At 68.9% G+C, this 17,270-nt stretch carries 14 protein-coding genes; 5 read left to right on the top strand and 9 right to left on the bottom strand.

The genetic code is table 11. From position 1 onward, the window contains the following. Position 1: 1 nt before the first annotated feature. The 6 genes from EB084_00460 to EB084_00435 form a co-directional block, all read right to left on the bottom strand. Positions 2-1,138, bottom strand: coding sequence for a carbamoyl-phosphate synthase small subunit (locus tag EB084_00460; protein ID NDD26726.1), 1,137 nt, complete (start codon positions 1,136-1,138; stop codon positions 2-4). Then, entirely contained in the window at positions 1,135-1,692 is a 558-nt protein-coding gene (locus EB084_00455; GenBank protein ID NDD26725.1) for an N-acetyltransferase, read from the bottom strand. The genes EB084_00460 and EB084_00455 overlap by 4 nt, the downstream gene beginning before the upstream one ends. Continuing rightward, positions 1,689-2,864, bottom strand: a complete 1,176-nt coding sequence (locus tag EB084_00450; protein NDD26724.1) for an acetylornithine/succinylornithine family transaminase — start codon at positions 2,862-2,864, stop codon at positions 1,689-1,691. Before EB084_00450 ends, EB084_00455 begins: the two co-directional genes overlap by 4 nt. Then, a complete protein-coding gene (gene argB, locus EB084_00445; protein NDD26723.1) occupies positions 2,861-3,628 on the bottom strand; it encodes an acetylglutamate kinase in 768 nt (255 codons plus the stop codon). The genes EB084_00450 and argB overlap by 4 nt, the downstream gene beginning before the upstream one ends. Continuing rightward, complete coding sequence (locus tag EB084_00440; protein ID NDD26722.1) at positions 3,625-4,644, bottom strand: N-acetyl-gamma-glutamyl-phosphate reductase; 1,020 nt, start codon at positions 4,642-4,644, stop codon at positions 3,625-3,627. The genes argB and EB084_00440 overlap by 4 nt, the downstream gene beginning before the upstream one ends. A gap of 144 nt (positions 4,645-4,788) precedes the next feature. After that, the gene (locus EB084_00435; GenBank protein NDD26721.1) at positions 4,789-7,050 is read right to left on the bottom strand and encodes a hypothetical protein; all 2,262 of its coding nucleotides are present in this window, start codon (positions 7,048-7,050) and stop codon (positions 4,789-4,791) included. Between the two features lie 245 nt (positions 7,051-7,295). Between EB084_00435 and EB084_00430 the strand changes: the two genes are divergently transcribed. The 3 genes from EB084_00430 (at position 7,296) to EB084_00420 (ending at position 10,304) form a co-directional block, all read left to right on the top strand. Beyond that, complete coding sequence (locus EB084_00430) at positions 7,296-8,231, top strand: hypothetical protein (GenBank protein NDD26720.1); 936 nt, start codon at positions 7,296-7,298, stop codon at positions 8,229-8,231. Positions 8,232-8,341: 110 nt separating this feature from the next. Beyond that, positions 8,342-9,661, top strand: a complete 1,320-nt coding sequence (locus EB084_00425) for a dicarboxylate/amino acid:cation symporter (GenBank protein NDD26719.1) — start codon at positions 8,342-8,344, stop codon at positions 9,659-9,661. Next, positions 9,603-10,304, top strand: a complete 702-nt coding sequence (locus EB084_00420; GenBank protein NDD26718.1) for a hypothetical protein — start codon at positions 9,603-9,605, stop codon at positions 10,302-10,304. Before EB084_00425 ends, EB084_00420 begins: the two co-directional genes overlap by 59 nt. On the opposite strand, the gene EB084_00415 is transcribed toward EB084_00420, so the two are convergent. Continuing rightward, positions 10,294-11,091: an RNA methyltransferase gene (locus tag EB084_00415; GenBank protein NDD26717.1), complete on the bottom strand. Its 798-nt coding sequence runs from the start codon at positions 11,089-11,091 to the stop codon at positions 10,294-10,296. The two genes, EB084_00420 and EB084_00415, sit on opposite strands and share 11 nt — an antisense overlap. A 370-nt stretch (positions 11,092-11,461) precedes the next feature. Between EB084_00415 and EB084_00410 the strand changes: the two genes are divergently transcribed. After that, positions 11,462-13,612, top strand: coding sequence for a hypothetical protein (locus EB084_00410; GenBank protein NDD26716.1), 2,151 nt, complete (start codon positions 11,462-11,464; stop codon positions 13,610-13,612). Beyond that, positions 13,575-15,491 carry a hypothetical protein gene (locus EB084_00405; protein NDD26715.1) on the top strand — a complete coding sequence of 639 codons (1,917 nt, stop codon included), beginning with the start codon at positions 13,575-13,577 and terminating at the stop codon, positions 15,489-15,491. The genes EB084_00410 and EB084_00405 overlap by 38 nt, the downstream gene beginning before the upstream one ends. 31 nt (positions 15,492-15,522) lie before the next feature. On the opposite strand, the gene argH is transcribed toward EB084_00405, so the two are convergent. Both argH and EB084_00395 read right to left on the bottom strand, forming a co-directional pair. Then, a complete protein-coding gene (gene argH / locus EB084_00400) occupies positions 15,523-16,896 on the bottom strand; it encodes an argininosuccinate lyase (GenBank protein NDD26714.1) in 1,374 nt (457 codons plus the stop codon). Further along, positions 16,893-17,270: hypothetical protein (locus EB084_00395; protein ID NDD26713.1), on the bottom strand; the 378-nt coding region annotated here is incomplete at its 5' end. The genes EB084_00395 and argH, both read right to left, overlap by 4 nt.

The raw sequence follows: 17,270 nt of genomic DNA, 5'->3' as shown, positions 1-17,270 counted from the left end.
TTCAGTTCCCCACCTTCACGGTGTGCATCGACGTGACGAACCGGGTGAAGACCGGATCGGCGTCGTGCGGGCCAGGGGCGGCTTCCGGATGGTACTGGATGCTGATGAGGGGAAGGGTGGCGTGCTCGAAGCCCTCGCAGCAGCCGTCATTGAGGTTGATGTGGCTGGGCCGCGCATCTTCCGGCAGCGTTTCCGGGTCGACGGCGAAGTTGTGGTTGTGCGCGCTGATCTCGACCCGCCCGCTGGGCAGGTGGCGCACGGGCTGGTTGCCACCGTGATGGCCGAACTTGAGACGGTAGGTGCGGGCGCCAAGGGCCCGCGCCAGGATCTGGTGGCCCAGGCAGATGCCCAGCAGCGGAACCTCCGCGCGCATGAGGGTGCGTGCGGTCTCGACGGCCCAGTCGAGGGCCGCCGGGTCGCCGGGTCCGTTGCTCAGCACGATGCCGTCGACCTCGAGGGCCAGCACCTCCTCGGCGGGGGTGCGGGCGGGCACCACCGTGAGGTCGCATCCGAGCGCGCGCAGGCGTCGCAGGATGTTGCGCTTCACGCCGAAGTCGTACACCGCCACCTTACGGAGCGGGTCCTGACTGGCGGCCGCGTCGAGGGGCGCCCAGTCTGGTGCGCTCGACTCGGTCCATGCATAGGGCGCGGCGCAGGTGACCTCACCGGTGAGATCGGCGTTGTCGAGTCCGGGCCAATCGCGCGCCATGGTGACCAGCGCGTCGTCATCGAGGCTCTCCTCGGTGCTGAGCACGGCCCGCAGGCAGCCTTCATCGCGCAGGCGCAGGGTGAGGGCGCGGGTGTCGATGTCATCGATGGCGGGGGTGTCCTCGCGGGTGAGGCGGGCGTCGAGCGTCTCGCGCGAGCGCCAGCTCGACACGGTCGGGCTGGCCTCGCGCACCACGAGCCCACTGGCGAAGATGGCCCGGCTCTCGTCGTCTTCCGGAACCCAGCCCGTGTTTCCGATCTGGGGAGCGGTCATGACGATGATCTGTCCGGCGTAGCTCGGGTCGGTGAGGATCTCCTGGTAGCCGGTGAGGCTCGTGTTGAACACGGCCTCCCCCAGGCGCGTGGCGCGCGCGCCGAAGGCGCGTCCCCGCAGAACGGTTCCGTCGGAGAGGGCGAGGCGCGCGCTCATTGCGCGATCACCTTCGGCTGCGGGCCGTGCGCCCCCAGTGCGGCCTCTCCGGAGTGGAGGGTGAACTCGGCCTCGCCGCGCGCGGCGCGATCCGGGTCGATGACGTAGAGCATCGCGATCTCGTCGCAGCACGACTGCTTGGGACAGCCCTTGCAGTCGAGCCAGACCTTCTGCGGGAAGATCTCCTTCTCGACCACATGGAAGCCGAGCTTCTCGAAGAAGTCTCGCTGATAGGTGAGTGCGAACACCCTCGCAAGATCGAGGGTGCGCGCCTCCGCGATGAGCGCTTCGACGATGCGGCGTCCCAGCTTGAGGCCCTGGGCTCTCTCGTGCACGGCGAGGGAGCGCACCTCAGCGAGGTCGTGCCACATGAGGCGCAGGGCGCCGCAGCCGAGGATGGTGCCGTCTTCGTCGACCGCCACGACGAAGTCGCGCACGTATTCGTAGACCTGCAGCAGCGTCTTCGAGAGCATGAGCCCGTTGCGCGCGTAGTGATTCACGAGATCGGTGATGGCCTGGGCCTCGCCGATGCGCGCCTTGCGCACCTCTATCAACGTGGTGTTCCTCCTAGGACGCGGTCGAGCGTGGCCGCGATGATGTCGATCTCGTCGTCGGTCACGATCAGCGGAGGCACCAGGCGAACCGTGTTGCCGCCGCTCGAGCCGATGATGAGCGCCTGATCGAGGCAGCGCTGAACCACCTCTGCCACGAGCACGTCTTCTCGCAGCTGCACGCCCCACATCAATCCGCGCCCACGCACCTCGGTGATGCAGGGGTGGTCGAGGCGGCGCAGCGCGGTGCCGAGACGAGCCCCTGCTTCGCGAACCCGAGCCAGGAACCCCTCTTGTGTCACGCGCCGCAGCACCACGTTCGCCACGCTGCAGATGAACGGTCCGCCCGCGAAGGTGCTCCCGTGGTCGCCGGGTGAGATGGTCGTGGCCACCGTCTCGCGCATGAGGATCGCGCCGATGGGGAGGCCCGCTCCCAGAGGCTTGGCCAGGGTCATGATGTCCGGCGTCACGCCGGTCGCCTCGTGGGCCCAGCAATCGCCGGTGCGCCCGAGACCGCACTGGATCTCGTCGAAGACGAGAAGCGCGCCCGTCTCGTCGCAGCGCTGGCGAAGCGCGCGCAGCAGGCCTTCTGGCGCGGGGCGGATGCCGCCCTCTCCCTGGATGGGCTCGACGATCACCGCGGCGGTCTCCGCGGTGATGGCGGAGACGGCGCCCTGTGGGTCGTCGAACGAGGCCCAGGTCACCCCGGGCACGAGCGGTTCGAAGGGGGCGCGATAGCGGTCGCCGGAGGTCACGCTCAGGGCCCCCATGGTGCGCCCGTGGAACGAACCGTGAAAGGCCACGAACGCGTGGCGCTTCGTTGCGAGACGGGCGAACTTGAGCGCCCCCTCGATGGCCTCGGTCCCGCTGTTGCAGAAGAAGACGCGATCGGCGAAGCTCTTGGCGCAGAGCGTCTCCGCGAGACGCAGGTGGGGCTCGGTGTGGAAGAGGTTGCTGACGTGGATCAGCCCGCCGGCCGCTTCGCGCATGGTGGAGACGGTCTCAGGATCGGCATGGCCCAGGGCGTTCACCGCGATGCCGGCGAGGGCATCGAGATAGCGTCGACCGCTGCTGTCCTCGAGCCAGGCCCCTTCCCCCCGCGTGAACACGATGGGAGGTCGCTTGTAGGTGGGGGCGAGACGGGTCTCGCCGGAGACGGTCGGGGTCGCTGTCATTCAGGCCGCACCTCGGTTCCTTGTGGCGTTTCGCGATCTGCGACCCACGCGGTGAGGCCCGCGAGATCGATGATGCGCGTGCTGCGCACGCCGCGCGCCAGGGCGGCGCACGCTGCTCGGGTCTTGGGGATCATGCCGTCGCGGATGACCCCATCGGTGATGAGCTGCTCGATCCGGTGAGGGGTGAGCGTGGGAATGATCTGGCCGTCGCGCAGCACACCGGGCGCGGCGGTGAGCATGACCAGGGCGGGCGCTCCGAGCGCTGCCGCGATGGCGGCCGCCACGGTATCGGCGTTCACGTTGTACACGCAGCCGTCATCGCCCAGGGAGATGGGCGCGAGACAAGGCACGAACCCTGCCTTGACGAGGTCGTGGAGCACCTCGTGACGCACCGTCGACGGCTCGCCCACCCACCCGAGGTCGCGGGGGGCGGCGGGCGCCACCGTGACCAGACCGGCGTCCACGCCGCTCAGCCCGATGGCCCGCACGCCGCCTGTCACGAGACCCTGCACGAGCTGCGTGCTGGCCTGCCCCACCAGCCCCATCACCGCGATCTCGAGCGTGGCGTCGTCGGTGACGCGGCGTCCATCGATGAAGCGGGTCTCGAGGCCGAGCCGGTCGGCCAGGCGGGTCGACCCCTTGCCACCGCCGTGCACGATGACGGGCGGCGCGGGCAGGGCGGTCACGACCTGCGCCAGGCCTGCCAGAAACGCGGGGCTGTCGAGCTCCTGCCCGCCGACCTTGAGCACGAGAGGCGCGTTCATGGAAGGCCGGCCGTCTCATCGAGCCCGAAGCGAACGTTCATGTTCTGCACCGCCTGACCCGCGGCGCCTTTCAGGAGGTTGTCGATGACGCTCACGACGATGAGCATGCCTCGCTCGGGGACCGGATGCAGGCTGATGACATCCCGGTTGGTGCGCACCGCGTGGGCGAGGCTGGCGGTCTGGCCTTCCGGCAGCACGTGGACGAACGGCTCTCTCGCATAGCGCTCGGTGTACAGCGAGCGGACCGACGCGTCGGCTCCGCCGTCGGAGAGCGGGACGTAGAGGGTGCTGATGATGCCACGGTTCACAGGCAGCAGGTGCGGCGAGAACACGATTCCCGTGGGAGGGGGGCCATCGGCAAGCGCGGAGAGCTCCTGCTCGATCTCAGCGACGTGGCGATGCACATGGCCCACGTTGTACGGGCGCGCGTTCTCATTCACCTCGGTGAAGAGCAGCGGCACCGAAGGGGTCCGGCCCGCGCCGCTGGCGCCGCTCTTGCTGTCGGCGATGACGGTGGCGCCGGAGAGCAGGCCGCTCTGGAGCAGGGGGGCGAGGCCGAGCAGGATGCTCGTCGGATAGCATCCGGGGTTGCCGATGAGACGGGCCTCGCGAATGGCTTCGCGACGCATCTCCGTGAGCCCGTAGACGGCCTCGCCGAGAAGGTCGGGGTGCGCGTGCGCCGACCCGTACCAGCGTGCGTAGGTGGCGGGATCGTGCAGGCGGTGATCGGCGGAGAGGTCGATGACCACGCATCCCGCGTCGAGGGCCGACCGAGCGGCAGTCTGGGTTGCGCCATGGGGCAGGCAGAGAAAGATCACGTCGGCGTCAGCGAGCCGCACGTCGGCCGCGTCGGAGAGGGCCATGTCCGGGGCGCCCGGGTGAACGTCGGGCAGCCGAAGGCCGGCCTGCGAGCGGGCTGTTGCGAAGACCACCTGCGCCTGCGGATGGCGCGACAGCAGGCGGATCACCTCGAGTCCGGTGTAGCCGGTCGCGCCCATGACGCCCGCCCTGATCATCTGGCCCTCCTCGTTCGCAGAAGGGCCTCGGATGCGCGGAACCCGTTGTTGCGAGAGCGTTGGTTTCTCACGCGTCGACGGGCAGTCCTGCCGTGTTCCGCGCGAGAGCGACCCTCTTGGCGCGATTGCGATGATGGGCGGGGCTCAGCGCGCCTCGAGATCGAAGTCGGCGGTGAGCACCTTGTCGCCATGGGCCAGCTGGGCCCACATGCGGTACCGTCCAGGGCGAGGCAGTCGAGCGTGGAAGGCGATGTCGGGACCGGCGGGGGTCTGCACCGCGCTCAGCTGCAGCGCGTGGGCGTGCACGTAGTCGAGGGTGTCGGAAGAGATGATCACGCAGTGCCCTGCGGCGCCCAGCCAGGTCGTCAGGTCCTCGACGGGACGTCCGTTCTTGTAGATGCTCACCGTGAGGGGCGTCTCGCCACCCGCGCGCACGGGGAGCGTTCCCGTGTCGAGGGAGAACGTGTAGTCGCCTTGCTGGAGGAGGGCGGTCTGCGGTCGGTGAGGGGGCGGTGGCGCGGCCGGCCCGTCCACCGTCACCGGGATCCGGAAGCGCTGCGCGTGCCGGCCCGTGGGCGCGATCTCGGCGAAGAGAACGTACTGCCCGCCGCTGGGAAAGGTGTGCTCGATGACGAACGAGCCGTCCGACTGGCGGATCGGGTGCACGTGATCGAATGCATTCAGATCGTCGCGCACGATCATGAGGTGCATCAACTTCTCGTGCATGATGTGCAGGTTGGTGAGCGTGGCGCCGCCGGGTCCGACCGGCGTCAGGGTCATCTTGACGGGCTCTCCCGCTTTCGGGGGGCGCTGCACTGCGAGACGGCAGTCGAGTTCCGGGTCGTGGGGCGGCACGGCGGGGGCCGTGATCTCGGGCTTCGGCAGCGCCTCGAGCGTCATGCCGCACATGCTGCAGGTGCCCGGAATCGACGATCGCACATCCGGGCACATCGCGCAGGCGTAGACCACCTCCGCGCCTTCGAGGGGGGGCAGCAGCGGCGCGGTGACGATGGGATCGAACGAGGTGTCGAGCGGCGCGCCCAGGCGCACGTTGAACACGGGAACGGCGCGCAGCCAGTCGAGGGCCAGTTGGTAGTGCCCGCTCTCCACGCTCGTGAACGCAATGGGGAAGGCCCGCTGGCGGGCTTCGATGACGCCGTCGAGCGTCGGCTCCGACCGCTCGAGGGGCTGTGCGTCGTGGGCGCCGAGCAGGTACAGATCGAGCACCCCCTTGTTGCGGTCGAAGGTCAGCTCAGCACGACCCTTCTCGAGGTGGGCGAGCACGCCGCCGCGCGTTGGCTGGTTCGAGATCCGGTGGTAGCCTGCGAACCATGGCAGATCTTCGTTGTAGGTGAGCAGCAGCGCGCCCTCGATGGCGAGGAAGAGCGGGAAGAGCCACGCGATGCGCTTCGACTGGGGGAAGGCGTCGGCCAGGAGCACTGCGGCTCCGACGCCGAAGGCGGCCAGTCCGAGGGCGCTGTGATTGAGGTAGACGCCCACGGCCACGTTCGTGTAGGGCGCGTTGGTGTGCACGTGGGTGAAGAGCAGGCCGCCACCGATGGCCGACATGACGGCGATGACGCGGTTCTGCCAGGTCGATGCCGAGGTGTCGGCCTGGGGCGGCTTGCGCCACGACAGCACGCCCATGGCAACCAGCAGCAAGGCGATGAACTTGTGCAGCAGCACCTCGGGGTCGGTGAGGGGGCGAAGCGTCGAGATGGGCCAGCTGTCCCAGTCGCTGAAGATGGCCAGGTAGACGCCGCCGCCCACGAACACGAGCGGCATGATCCGTCGCAGCTCGCGCACCCGTCCTCGCGGCAGGCGCTCGAGCAGAACGCTCGCGGCGAGCGCCAGGACGATGCCGCCGAAGATCCAGTGCATCTGGTTGGAGTACTGCAGCGTGTCTTCGCGTTGATGCTGGGCCAGCACCGCAAGGTCTTCGTCGCTCGGCAGCCGCTGCAGCTGCACGCCGGTCACGTTGGCACCGTAGGCGTAGGTCACCTGCCCCCCGCGATGCGCGGCCATCACGAGCAGCGCGCAGCCCGCGATGGCAGCCAGCAGGTAGATCGGAGCGCTCCGCCGGTGGAGCGTGACCCCCATCAGGATGCGCGCCACGGCCACGGCGATGAAGGTCCACACGGCGAAGGTCGCCAGCCACTCATGCACCTCGATCATGTGCTGCGGCACGCCGCTGCGCGCCGCGAAGAGCTCGGCGAGAATGCCGCACACGAAGGTGCAGACGCCTCCGACCGTGCCCAGCAAGGTGAGCCAGTAGCCACACCAGGCCAGGCGTTCGCTGCGACGCCACCAGCCCAAGAGGTCGATGAGGGTGGCCATGGGGAGAAGTGCGATGGGGAAGTGAACCAGGAGCGGGTGCGCTCCGCCGAGCAGTCTGGCGAGCTCCACGTGAATGACGTTCCTTGTCGGGTCTTGGGCCCTCGCTATCAAGCCAGGGGCAGGCGCGGGTTCGCAGTCGGGGAGGGCAACGCCTGCCAGAACAGCGTTCCGGATGGCCGCGACATCGGCACGGCGGAGGGCGGTGGCGCATCCGCGAAGGAATCGTGGCCCGCCGGAGCGGAACGCTTCCCTGCGCCGGGCACGCGCGGCTGACGCGGGGGGCTCGGCGCGGAGGCGAGATCGGGGAGGCTGTCATGAGATCGAGACGGGTCGTGATGTGCGCACTGGTGTGGCTGCAGCTCGCGGGGCTCTGTCACGCGTGGAGCCGGCCCGGTCACGAGCTGGTGGCGCACCTCGCGTGGAACCGTCTCGACGAGGAGACGCGCTCCCGTCTCTTCATCATCCTGCGCGCGCACCCGTCCTTTCCCGTCTGGGAGAAGGAGGCTGTTGCTGCCGCTGTCGCCGATTGGCGTGCCTACGTGGTGGGGCGGGCGGCGGTCTGGCCAGACGACATCAAGCGCAGGAGCAGCGACAATCCCTTTCGTGTCGAGCCGGATCAGGTCCACTCTGACTGGCATTACATCGACCAGCGCATCTCGTTCGATGGCACCCGTGTGACCGAACCGCCCACCCCCAACGCCGTCACGGCCCTTGCGTGCTGCGAAGCGACGCTTCGCCGGCCCGGGGCGACCCGCCGCGAGCGCGCTGAGGCGATCTGTTGGATTTTGCACCTCGTCGGCGATCTGCATCAGCCCTTGCACTGCGTCGAGCGCGTGAGCCGCGCGCTGCCCGGAGGCGATCAGGGGGGGAACCTCTGGGCGGTCTGTCGGCCCGAGGGTCGTGTCATCAACCTGCACGCGCTCTGGGACGGGCTCGTGGTCCATGCGTCCACCGACGTGCCGGCGCGTGCGCGCGCACTGGAGGTTGGGGGGCGCCCGAAGTTCTGCGGTGGCGATTCGACCGTGTGGATCACGGAGGGGAAGAAGCTTGCGGTCACGCGGGTCTACTGCGAGGGGGCCGTGCCGGGGGCTGTCATCACCGACCCGAAGCACCTGCCCCGGGAGGTCGAGCCGCTCTCGGCGCACTATGTGGCGCAGGCGGAGAGCATTGCCATGCGGAGGATGCTGGTCGGCGGCGTGCGGCTGGCGGTGATGCTCGACCGTCTTCTCAGGCCCCTGCCCGCGCACTGACGCGAGCCGTCTGCGTCAGGTGGGGGCGCTGCCGCAGGCTCGAGTCTGCTGTGCAGTCCGGTGCGCTGCCGCGGAAGGACGTTCACGCCATTCCTGACGAACCTCACGGCATGCGCATCGATGCCGAGGCCTCCGCCGCCCCACCCGCTCCCGCCAAGGGAATCGGGCTCACGGCCCAGATCTTCATCGGACTGGCCCTGGGTGTGGCCCTCGGCGTGGTGCGCCCGGATCTGGCGGTGAGCCTCAAGCCCCTCGGCACATTGTTCCTGCAGATGATCAAGTCGATCATCGCTCCGCTGGTGTTCGCAACGCTCGTGGTGGGCATCGCGGGGGTCGGCTCGCTCGAGGCCGTGGGGCGCATGGGCCTCAAGGCGCTCGTGTACTTCGAGGTGGTGACCACGTTTGCGCTTCTGGTCGGGCTGGCCGCGGTGAACCTCGTGCAGCCCGGCGCGGGCGTCAACCTGACACTCGCGGCAAGCGCGGAGAAGATCGATGCCCAGAAGATGCACGGCGCCGCCGACATCCTTCTTCACACCTTCCCCGCCAGCGTGGTTGACGCCATGGCCCGTGGCGACGTGCTCCAGATCGTGGTCTTCGCGGTGCTGTTCGGCATGGGGGTGGTGGCGGCGGGCGACCGTGGCAAGCCCGTCATCGAGCTGTGCGAGAGCGTGGCCGAGGTCATGTTCAAGTACACCGGCTTCATCATGCGGTACGCGCCCATCGGCGTGGCGGCCGCCATGGCGGCGACCATCGGAGGGCAGGGCGTGCAGGTGCTGGGGTATCTGGGCAAGCTCATCGGCACGCTGTACCTGGCGCTGTTCTTCTTCGTCGTCTTCGTGCTCGGCACGGTGATGGCGATCGCGCGAATCCCCGTGCGCCGGTTCTTTGAGGCCGTGCGCGAACCAGTGACCATCGCATTCTCCACGACCAGCAGCGAAGCCGCGCTGCCTCGCGCCATGCAGAACATGGAGCGGTTCGGCGTGCCCCGTCAGATCGTGTCGTTTGTCATTCCCACCGGCTACAGCTTCAATCTCGACGGCACCACGCTGTACCTGTCCCTGGCATCGGTGTTCGTGGCGCAGGCAGCGGGGGTGGACATGCCCTTGAGCCAGCAGATGCTAATGGTGCTCACCCTGATGCTCACCAGCAAGGGGGTGGCGGGGGTGCCTCGGGCGTCGCTGGTCATCCTCGCGGGAACCCTTGCCACCTTCAACCTGCCTGTGGAAGGGGTTGCCGTCATCCTCGGTGTCGATGCCGTGATGGACATGGCGCGAACCGCGGTGAACGTTCTCGGGAACTGCCTCGCCACCGCCGTGGTGGCGCGCTGGGAAGGCGTGCTGGCCGATCCGACGGAGGCGCAGCCCACGACGGGTGCGCAGCCTCCGCCTGCGGTCGCCGACGACGCTGCGGCAGCAGTGGGTCACTCATGAGCTCGTGGGTCTGGAGGGCGTCTGCGTGAGCGAAGAAGGCTTCGACATCTCCCCTGGCAGCCTGCACCGTGGCAGCTTTCTCGCCATGCAGGGCGCGGCGGACGCCATCCAGCGCATCATCGACACCCTGTCGGCGGGCAATGCGTTCAACGTTCGCGTCACCGACACCACCTTGATGCCGTTCATCCAGCCGGGTGATCTCATGGTCTTCAAGTCGACGAACTACGTGAAGACACGCGAGGGCGATTTCGTGCTCTACCGCATCAACAGCGGTGTGCCCGCGGTGCGTCGGGTGGTGCGCAAGCTCTTCGTGGAGGGGAAGGCCACCCTCATCACCCGCTCCGATGTCGATCACAACGAGCGTGATCAGCTGCGGGCCTCACAGCTTCTCGCCAAGCTCATCCACGTCGAGCGTCATGGTCGCAAGATCAGCGCGTGGCGTCTCAATCGCGGGCCCATCGACTGGCTCACCTCGTACGGCACCCGCCCCGTCTGGTCGAAGTTCGTTGACTTCGTTCTCTTCATGCTGCCGCTTCACAAGCGCCGTGAGGACAACCTCGAGGTGGGCGACGACGTCACCAAGATCGAGGCGCCGGTGCTGGTGCGAAAGAGCAAGAAGAAGGGCAGCAGGTTCAAGACCTGAGCCGCGTCTCCCGATCGAGGGCCAGGTAGCAGAGAACGGCCGCCGTCGCCGCCAGGTTGAGCGACTCGCACCCTCCGCGCATCGGCACGTGCAGCGAGTCGGCGCAGGCTGCCGCGGTCTCAGGGTGCACCCCGTGCGCTTCGCTGCCCAGCACCAGTGTGACGGGCGACGAGAGGTCGGCTTCAAAGCACGAGCGTCGGCCGTTTGCCTCGACCCGCAGCGCCCGCTGTCCGTGCGTCTCGAGCCAGGGGGGCAGCTCGGCGCGATCGGCGATGCGCAGCACCGGCACGTGGAAGCAGGCTCCGGCGGATGCGCGCACCGCCTTGGGGTTCCAGGGATCGACGCAGCTTCCCACCGTGATCACGCCCGCAACGCCGGAAGCCCAGGCGGTTCGCATGATCGTGCCCAGATTTCCCGGATCGCGCACCTCATCGAGCAGCAGCAGCCGGCCCACGCGGGCGCGATCGGGCTCGAGCGCGAGCGGGGGCTCTTCCGCGAGAGCGACGATTCCCTGGGGATGCTGACTGTCGGCGGCGTGCGCGACGACTTCGGCAGAGGCGTCGAAGACCCGTTCAGCGCGCTCTCGAAGCCGCGCCGCAATGTGAGGGTCGGCGTTCGGTCCGAGCAGCACCCGCACGATGCGCACGTCGGCGCGCAGGGCCTCATCAGCGAGATGCGGGCCTTCGAGAACGAACAGGCCCGACGGTCGTCTGCGACCCGCCTCCACGATCTCCTTGACCAGCGGATTCTGGCGGCTGGTGATCATCGGTGATTCGCTGCCTTTCATCGTCCGCTCACCTCCAGGCCAGGGAGAACCTGAAAAAAACCTGAAACGGCTCGTTGCCAAACCAGGGGGGCTGTGTTATACTTGCGTGGGTTCAGAATGACGCGCGAAAGGGGTAGTACCTTGTTGACGCCGGAAATCTTCTGGGATCTGTTCAAATCAACTGGCTCCATCTCGCACTACATCATGTACAAGAAGCTGAACTGCGACTGATCTCCTTCGACGCCCTGACCTGAAACCGACGCATCTCGTTGCAGCTGCCGCTGGCGGGCCGTGATGTCGTCCAGAAGGAGTCGCGCGCCCACAGTAGCGGCGCGCCCCACGTGGCCTTCCTCGAGAGAGGGAGGCCACGTTGTTTATTGAACATCCTTCCATGCCCTCTTCGCGCCCGACGGAACGCCCCCCTGCCTCCCCTCTCCCCGTGTCGCCTGCGCACGTCGCGCTGTTCGCACGCGCCTTCGCGATAGACCCTCGGGTCCATCCGGCGCTCGATCACGAAGCTATCCGGGCGCATCTCGAGGGAAGCGTCACCCTCGATGTCGATCCCGCCGTAAACGACGTCTGCCACTATGTCACCTTGTCTTTTCGCCGGAAGAAGGGGGGCGCGTGGAAGACCGATGCCGTTGACTTTGCCGCAGCCTCTGCCGCCCTCGGCGTGCCGGTTCTCCTGGAGGCTTTGTCGGGTTCCAACCCGGGTCTGCGCGCCTGGGTCTTTCTCGAGGAGGAGACCCCTGTGCTGCAGGCTCGCCGCCTGGCATCGGCGCTGCTGATGCACGCAAGCGGGGGCGATATCGAGCGCATCGGCAGCTTTTCAGAGATCGTGCCCGGCCCCACCCCCGGAACCCTCTCCTTGCCCCTGGGCGGTGTCGCGCGCCACGTGGGAGGGGGCCTGTTCGTGGAGGGCCGGCGAGGTCTTGGGGTGCTGCCCGATCAAGCGGCGGTGCTGGCGTCCATCCGGCGCGTCAGCGCCTCGACCGTCGCGTCGCTGGTCGAGGGGGGCGAGCGCCGTGCGGTGCGTCGTCCTGCGCTCTCGCAGGTCGATGTCGTGCGCAGCGCCAGCCTCGTGCTCTCGAGGCCCCTTCCCCCGGGCCTTGCCCGCCGGTTGCGCAGACGGCTCACGTTCCCCAATCCTCGCGGGCTGAAGCGCCCTGGCGAGCGACGCGCGCGACCCTCTCGCCGTCTGCTGCCAGGGTGGACCCGTGCCGATGGTGCCTGGCGGGTCCCGCGTGGCCTGTTCGAGCAGGTGGCTGCGTGGTGCGAGGAGGATGGCGTTCGCTGCGAGGTGCTCGATGTGCGGTGGCGCTGGCCCGCGCTTCCTCGGCTGACAGGCGCGGTGCTGGCCCAGGAGGCGCGCGCCCTGGCGGAGGTCGCCCTGCGCAGTGAGAGCGGTGTGGTGATCGATGGCGATGACTTCGTGCGCACATCCGTCGCGTTCGCCGTGGTGGCCGAGCGCGGTCAGCCCACCCTCGTTCTCACCACCAATCCCTCCCGACGCGATCACTGGCGCGAGCAGGCCCTTCTCGCCGGGTTCGAGCCCCACGACGTGCGCAGCTTCGAAGAGGCCGGGCCGGTTGACGCTCCGCTCGTGCTCGCGACCTACAGCGACGTTCGGCGGTGCGCCACAGAGGTCGATGGCCCCTTCGGCATGGTGGTGGCAGACGATTGTCATCGCGTTCCTCTCGACGCTCTGTGGGAAGCGCTGGAGGCCGTGCCGGCCGCCCATGTTCTCGGGCTTTCCGCCGACAGGCGTCGTGAGGACGGGCTCGACCGGATGGTCGAGATGCTGGTCGGCCCCGTCCTTCGTGCGCGCGAGCAGGGACGCGACGATGTGGTCGAGGTGGTCACGCGTCACACCCGGTTCACCCACACCGCGTCGGGAAGAGGGCAGGGGAGGGACGCCGACCGCGTGACGGAGGTCGAGTCCGGGCGGCTCTTCGACGACCCGGAGGCACTGCCGACGGCGCCCGAGGTCAGAACGGCCCGCGCTGACCTGGCGCGCGACTGGAACGCCCTCATCGATGCCATCTCCCACGATGGCGCGCGCAACGAGATGGTCGTCGACGATGCCGTGCATGAGTGCGTCTCGCAGTCGCCTCCCGGGCTCTGCCTCGTGCTGACGACCCGCAAGGAGCACGCGCGGGTTCTTCAGGCCGGGCTCGAGTCGAGAGGCGTTGCGTCAGCGGTGCTCACCGGAGACCTGGGCCGCAGCGATCGGCACGCAACCCTCGAGCGCGTGCGCGCGTCACAGGTCAGCGCGCTCGTGGTCATCGATTCCATGCTGGGCGCCGGGTTCGACGCCTCCGCTGTAACGCGTCTCCTGCTGGCGGCGCCTCCCCGCTCTGAGGGCCAGGTGCAGCGCATCATGGAGCGCTTCAAGAACCTGACCCGCCTCTACGACTATGTCGACGACGCCGTGCCCGCGCTCTCGCGCAGAGCTGCGAGCCGACGAAGGCTGTACGTCCAGTCGAGAACCGATCTGAACGCGGATGCCACGCAGCTGCGGCTCCCCTTCGATGCGCTGTAGCGCACGCCTCCGGCACGCGCTCCTCGTCACGCTGGCCGTGTTGCTGGCCGGCACGATCGCCTCCGGCGCGCCGGCAGCAGATCCGCCCTCGCGATCCTCACGGGGGGGCACGTCGGTCGCGTCGGCTGCCGGAGAGCGGGTGGAGGTGCGGTGGTCTGCGGCCACGACGCCGAGCGGACGCCCCTGTGTGCGGTTCGCCGTCGGGGAGGCCTCTCTTCTCGTCCCATGCGCGAGTGCCGCCCAGGTGAGGCGCGAAGGCCCGCGACTGGCCCGTCGTCTGGCGCTGGTTGCCGCGTCTCGCGATTCCCTGGCGGCGGTGGCGGTCGGGCGCGGCGATGACGGCCCGGCACTCACCTGGCGCGGGTGCGTGGTGCTGCCCGCCACGCAGGCCCAGGCCGAGAGCCTGTCGCTGACGAGCGCCGAGGCCCTCGTGGAGGGCTGGGTCGCGCGTCTGCGCGCGGCGGCGCGCGATGCGCGCGACGCGACGCGCGTTCCCCAGGCGGTTGAGCTGGGGGTGGGTGAGACGTGCATCGTTGCGCTGCCGCCGTCGTGGAGCGGAGCTTCTGTCAAGCTGCCCGACGGGGCCGGCCTCACCGCGGGGCTGGTGGGCCATCGCCTGCGGGTTTGCGGACGGTCTCCCGGAAACGCTGTCATCCATCTCGTCAAGGGCACTGCCGTGGCCGATCTCGAGATCATGATCCTCGAATCCGCGGGGCGTCTTCCCACCCATGTTCGTGCGCAGATCGCCGGGGCCGCGCCGGAAGCCGATTTCGTCGACGACGCGTGCGAGCGCGTCATCGACCAGGCCGCGGCGTCCGCGGAGGGGGCGCAGCTGACGCTCTTCAGCCAGGGCGGGAGAGCGGGTGTTGGAGGCAGCCGCGTCTATACCGCCTGGCTCGAGGGAGAGATGCTACGCCCGGTGGTGGGTCGCGTCACCGTATCGGTGACCCTGTCATCGGCGCAGTTCGGTGAAGCGGCGGCCCTTGCGGCAAGCAACCATCCGGAGCGCATCGACGTCGATGGCGCCCTTCTCGACACGCCCATCGGCAGCGGTGCCACGGTCTTCTACTTCCATCACCAGAACGCGCCAGAGGCACCGCCCCGATTCCTCCAGGTCAGTCTGGTCAACCGGACCGCGTCGCCGGTGGAGCTGCTGCTTGCCGAGAGCGGCGCGGGTCCATCGCGCGACGAGCTCTACGCCGGACATCTGGCCGCCTGGCGGTACGTGCGATGGCTGGCGCGAGGCAGCGGGGTGCGCATGCGACTGGGGCCTCGGGAGGCGCTCGTTCTCGATGCGCGCCTTCTGGCTTCGCGAGAGATTGCGTGCGGCATGGGTCGGATTGCCGTGCTGTCGGGAACGCCCCCTTCCCTCGTGGTCGAGGCGATGAGCGCCGACGCCTCGCAGGGCAGCACAGCGTCTGCGCCACCTCCGCCCCTGTCGGCGGTGGTGCGGGGGAAGGGGCTGTTCGGACCGCCCGTTCGCGAAGGCACGGCCGAGTATTCGGTGGGGGGACCGTACACGTTCGTGACCATCGGTGGCCCGCCGTACGATGAGCCTCTGGGAGAGGGTTCGCCCAACGTCGGCAGCTATGGGGTCGAGCATCGGATTCGCCTGCTGCTGCGCAACCCGACTGCCGAGCAGCGGAAGGTGTACGTGGTCTTTGCGGTGGGGGGCGGTCTGGCGCGAGGAACGGTGATGATCGACGGCCGCGTCGCTCAGACGCCGCTCATGCGCGCTTCAGGGCCGCGCGAGTTCGGTCTGGGGGAGTATCTGTTGCCGCCCATGACCAAGCAGGAAGCCGAGGTGCGCCTGATTCCGGAGCCCGGGTCGAACTATCCGGTGCGCATCGTGCTCAAGCCGCTGCCAGCCAATCAGTAGCGCGCTGTTGCCTGCGGCAGGGTCGCTGATGTCACGATGTGATGAGCGCCTCGAGACGCGTTGCCTGCTTCTCGATCTCGCACCAGGCCGTTCCCCCCGCAGAACGCCTGCGCTCGACGGCCTCGGTGAGATCGAGGGCCCGCATCGCATCGGCGTCGAAGGCGGGATGGTGCGCGGTGAGCACCTCGGGGGTCAGCAGCGAGAAGTTCCCGCCTCGCGCTTCACACCATGCCACCAGGCGACCCGCCACGTGATGGCTCTCGCGGAACGGCACCCCTCGCGCGGTCAGGTGGTCGGCCAGCTCGGTGGCGAGCAGGAAGTCGCCCTCGAGTGCAGATCGGTAGCGTTCGGAGCGGAACGCGAGCGTGTCGTACATGCCTGCGGTGACGCTGACGCACTGCGTGGCGGTGTGCACCGCGTCGAACAGCGCGCTGCGGTCTTCTTGCAGGTCGCGGTTGTACGCCAGCGGCAGCCCCTTCGTCATGACGAGAAGGGCGTTCAGCGCCCCGATGACGCGGCCGCTCTTGCCACGCACCAGCTCAGCGGCGTCGGGGTTGCGCTTCTGCGGCATGATGCTCGAGCCGGTCGACCAGTCGTCGCTCAGCCGCACGAAGCCGAACTCCGCGCTCGACCAGAGAACCAGCTCCTCGGCCATGCGCGACAGGTGCACCATGATGATGGCGCACACCGAGGTGGCCTCGATGATGTGGTCGCGCGCTGATACGGCGTCCATGGCGTTCGGCGCGACGTCGCTGAACCCGAGCAGCGCAGCGGAGCGGTGGCGATCGATGGGGTGGGGTGTGCCCGCCATGGCGCCTGCGCCGAGGGGGCACAGATCGATGCGTCGCAGGGCATCGCGCAGCCGCTCGCGGTCGCGCTGCAACGGCCAGGCGTGGGCGAGCAGATGGTGCCCCAGCCACACGGGCTGGCCGCGTTGCAGATGGGTGAAGCCGGGACAGAGGGTCCGGCCATCGTCGCGCACCCGGCGCACGAGAACGCCGATGAGCCGACGCAGCTGCCCATCGAGCGCGCCGAGGCGGCGCTTCAGCCACAGGCGCACGTCGGTGGCCACCTGGTCGTTGCGCGAGCGCGCGGTGTGTAGCTTGCCCCCCACCTCGCCCACGATTTCGGTGAGGCGGGCCTCCACGGCCATGTGCACGTCTTCGCGGTCGATGCCGGGGCGATAGGCTCCGCTGCGGATCTCCGCGCGCACGGCCTCGAGACCGTCGCGCAGCACCTGCCCTTCGTGCGCCGTGACGATGCCCTGCTCGGCGAGCATGGTCACGTGCGCCATCGATGCGTCGACGTCTTCATCGACCATCTGCAGATCGATGCCCAGCGACTCGGAGAAGGCCTGCATCTCCGCCGCGGGGCTGCCTTCGAAGCGACCGCCCCAGAGCGTCATCCGTTTGAATGTCCCATCGAGAGAAGGCGGGCGCGGCCATCGGTGATGAGCCAGACGCGCAAGGTGCCATCGGCGCCGCCGACGAGCAGGCGCTTTCCGTCAGCGCTGAACGCCACGCTGAGCGCGCCTCCCACCGGTCCGCTGATGCGGAACGCTTCCTTGTCGGTGGGCGTCGCGCCCGTGCCCTGCACGCATGTGGCGGTCTGCATCACCACGATGGGAGCGGGTCCACCCGTCGGGGTGACGTACGGCTGCTTGAGCGATGTGCGGCGGTAGATCTCCTTGTGGCTTGGGCGGCCGAGGCCGATGGCGAGGAACTGGCCCTGCGCGTCGATGCCGAGGCTGGCGATGGGCTGGCCCAGGGTGAAGGCGCG

The sequence above is a fragment of the Pseudomonadota bacterium genome (assembly GCA_010028905.1).
Taxonomy (GTDB): domain Bacteria; phylum Vulcanimicrobiota; class Xenobia; order RGZZ01; family RGZZ01; genus RGZZ01.
This window is presented reverse-complemented; position numbering and strand designations above follow the sequence as displayed.